The 3,290-nt window shown below is 68.3% G+C and carries 3 protein-coding genes; all 3 read right to left on the bottom strand.

All coding sequences use genetic code 11. The annotated features are described in order from the left end of the window. Positions 1–35 precede the first annotated feature (35 nt). Positions 36–1,310, bottom strand: a complete 1,275-nt coding sequence (locus Q0319_RS14230; RefSeq protein ID WP_299453653.1) for an FAD-binding oxidoreductase — start codon at positions 1,308–1,310, stop codon at positions 36–38. Then, entirely contained in the window at positions 1,307–1,975 is a 669-nt protein-coding gene (locus tag Q0319_RS14225) for a haloacid dehalogenase type II (RefSeq protein WP_299453651.1), read from the bottom strand. Before Q0319_RS14225 ends, Q0319_RS14230 begins: the two co-directional genes overlap by 4 nt. 60 nt (positions 1,976–2,035) lie before the next feature. Beyond that, positions 2,036–3,290 (bottom strand): aldehyde dehydrogenase family protein (locus tag Q0319_RS14220; protein WP_299453648.1); only part of this gene is annotated, 1,255 nt, incomplete at its 5' end.

The raw sequence follows: 3,290 nt of genomic DNA, 5'->3' as shown, positions 1-3,290 counted from the left end.
AGTGCCGGCCCGCCTTGCGCAAAGCCGGCAAGCGCTCAATAGAAAATATCCTTGAATCGGAAAGACACCCCCGCCAGCGGCAGGAACCAGGCACGGCCCGCATAGCCCGGCAAGGCCGGCCAGCGGTCGTACGACCAGGGGTTCTTTCTGTCCTTGCCCATCAGGACATCGGCCATGAGGTCCCCCATGTAGACGGCCATCTGGGTGCCATGGCCGCTGTAGGCGAGGGCGAAATACAGCCCATCGTGCCTGCCCGCCTTGGGCAGCCTGTCCGCGGTCGCCTCGACCAGGCCACCCCAGCAGTAGTCGATGCGCACGCCCTTGAGCGCGGGCAGCAGATGCGCGAGATTGGCCTCGAGTATCCTGCCGCTCTTGCGGTCGGATGCGGGGTTGCTGCGCGCGAAGCGCGCCCGTCCTCCCCACACCAGGCGGTGGTCTGCGGTGGTGCGGAAATAGTTGCCGAAGTTCAGGCTGGTCACATAGTTGCGGCGCCGCGGCAGCACCTGATCGAGCAGGTCGGGGATCGGCTCGGTGACGATGACGAAGCTGCCGACCGGCACGATGCGCCGCTGCCACCATTGGAAGGGCCCCTGATCGGATCGGCCGGTGGCCAGCAGGACGCGGCCTGCCTCGATCTGGCCGCGCGCCGTCGTCACGCGGTGGCGGTCGCCGCCCAGGCTGGCCAGGCCGGTGACGGCCGTGTGCTCGTAGATGCGCGCGCCGTGGCGCGCGGCGGCGCTCGCCAGCCCGGTGCCGAACTTGCCCATGTGCATCTGGGCGCCGCGCGGATCGAGCAGCCCGCCGTGGAAGGCCTCCGAGGCCAGCTCCTGGCGCACATCCGAGGCCGACAGCAGCTCGACCGGCAAGCCCAGATGCTTGCGCAACGCAGCGTGGTTGCGCGCCAGGCCCGCGAAGTGCTTGGCCTTGCTGGCCAGCTTCAGCTTGCCGCAGCGGGAGAAATCGCAATCGATGCCCTCTTCGGCCACCACGCGCTCGACGAAATCCACGGCGTCGTCATAAGCGCCGTAGTAGCGCTTGGCGGTATCCGGCCCGTACTTGTCGATCAAGTCCGCCAGGCCTTGCGCCGTTCCCGGACTGCAATGCCCGCCGTTGCGGCCCGAGGCCTGCGCGTGGATTCTGCCGGACTCCAGCACCACCACGTCCACGCCGGCGCGCGCCAGCGAACGGGCCGCCGACAAGCCGGTGAAACCGGCGCCGATCACCACCACGTCGGCGCGCGCGGGCAAGTCGCCGGTCGCGCCGGCGCTGAATCTCGGCGCGGTATCCAGCCAATACGGTTCGAGCTTCATAGACCGACCACTGCCGCCAGGCCGCCGATGTCCCTGACCTCGGTGTACTGGTAGAAGGGGTTCGCCGGCTCGTGGCCCCGGTTCACCCATACCTTGTGCCTGATGCCCAGGTCGTAGGCCGACATCAGGTCGTAGCGCAGGCTGGAGGAAACGTGCAGGATGTCCTCCGGCCCGCAGCCCAGCTCATCCATCATGTATTCGAAGGCGCGGTAGCGCGGCTTGTAGGCCTGCGCCTGCTCGGCCGTGAAGACCTTGTGGAAAGGCGCTCCCAGCTTGGCCACGTTATGGCCGATTTGCTCGTTGGCCGCGTTCGAGAAAATGACCAGCGGGAATTCCCTGGCCACCGCCGACAGTCCGGCCGGCACGTCGGGATGCGGGCCCCATCCGGGAACGGCGTCGTAGATGGCCAGGCCGTCGGCCTCTTCGTACTTCACGCCCCACCTTCTGCAGGTGCGTTCGACCGCGTTGCAGATCACCTCGCGAAACGGTTTCCAGGCGCCGAGCACCTCGTCCAGGCGATAGCCGCGGAAGCTCTCGAGGAATCCCGGCATGTCGGCTGCGCTCACGCGGTCCGCATAGCGGGCGCGGGCCGCTCCCGCCATGTCGAAGTTGATCAGCGTGCCGTAACAATCGAAGGTGATGTACTTGGGTTTGAAGATCGCCATGGGGATGCCTCGGGAGGTTTTGCTGGAAAAAACGGGCGGTATCGCCCTGGGGCGGACGGATCAGAAATCGACCAGCACGCTCTTGTATCGAAGATTGGCCTCGAAGGCCTGGCGGCCGAGATCCTTGCCCAGGCCCGAGCCCTTGAAGCCGCCGGTCGGCAGGATGAAGTCCCAGGTTCGGCCGAAGCGATTGACCCAGACCGTCCCTGCCTGGATACGGCGCGTGGCGCGCAGGGCGCGGCCGATGTCGAGAGTGTGGACGCCTGCGGCCAGGCCGTAGGCGGGATGGTCCGCCAGCGCCAGCCCCTCCTCCTCGTCCTCGAAGACCTGCACGGTGAGCACGGGGCCGAAGATCTCCTCGCGCACCGCCTGCATGTCGCCGTGGACGCCGCCCAGCAAGGTGGGCCGATAGAAAAAGCCGCCGGGATGCCCCGGGAAGAAATCGCCGCCGCAAAGGGCGGTGGCGCCTTCCTCCAGGCACTGCCGCACGGCGGCGTGGACGCTGCGCGCCTGCCGTTCGCTGATCAGCGGGGCGAAGCTGGTGCTCTCGCGCCACGTCGGGCCGGGGAGGAAATCCCCTGCCCGGGCTACGACGGCCTCGATCAGCCTTTCGGCGATACCGCGCTGCACGACCAGCCGCGTGCCGGAAACGCAGGCCTGGCCCGCATTGGAAGTGAACCCGCGGACGATGCGGGCAGCCACCGCCGCGACATCGCCGGCATCGTCGTAGACGAGCTGAGGGCTCTTGCCGCCCAGCTCCAGCGTGACGGGCTTGGTGCCATGACGGGCGGCTTCGCTCATGATGGCCGCCCCCGTCCGGGTCGACCCCGTGAAGGACACTTTGCCGATGAGGGGATGACGCACCAGACTGGCGCCGGCCCCGGCGCCGCGCCCCTGGACCACATTGAACACCCCGGGCGGCACGCCGGCCTCGACGGCCAGCTGCGCCATACGCACGGCCGAACAAGGCGTCAGCTCCGAAGGCTTGAGCACGATGGCATTGCCGGCGGCCAAGGCCGGACCGCACTTCCAGGAGGCCATCGACAGCGGAAAATTCCAGGGGGCGATCGCGCCCACCACGCCATAGGGTTCGGGCAGGACCAAGCCCAGGCTGTCGCGGCGGGTCGGCACGGCATCGCCGCCGAACTTGTCCGCGCACTCGGCGAAAAAGCGTATGCATTCCGCGGTGAACGGCACATCGAAGGCATGGGCTTCGCGTATCGGCCGGGTGGAGCCCACCGCCTCCAGGCGTGCCAGCTCGTCCACGTGAGCGTCGATCAGGTCGGCCCAGCGCAGCAGGACGCGGGCGCGCTCG

Origin of the sequence: uncultured Pigmentiphaga sp. (assembly GCF_937950555.1) — a bacterium.
Classification (GTDB): Bacteria; Pseudomonadota; Gammaproteobacteria; order Burkholderiales; family Burkholderiaceae_B; genus Pigmentiphaga.
Note: the sequence above shows the minus strand (reverse complement) of the source record. Positions and strands in the feature narration are given on the sequence as shown.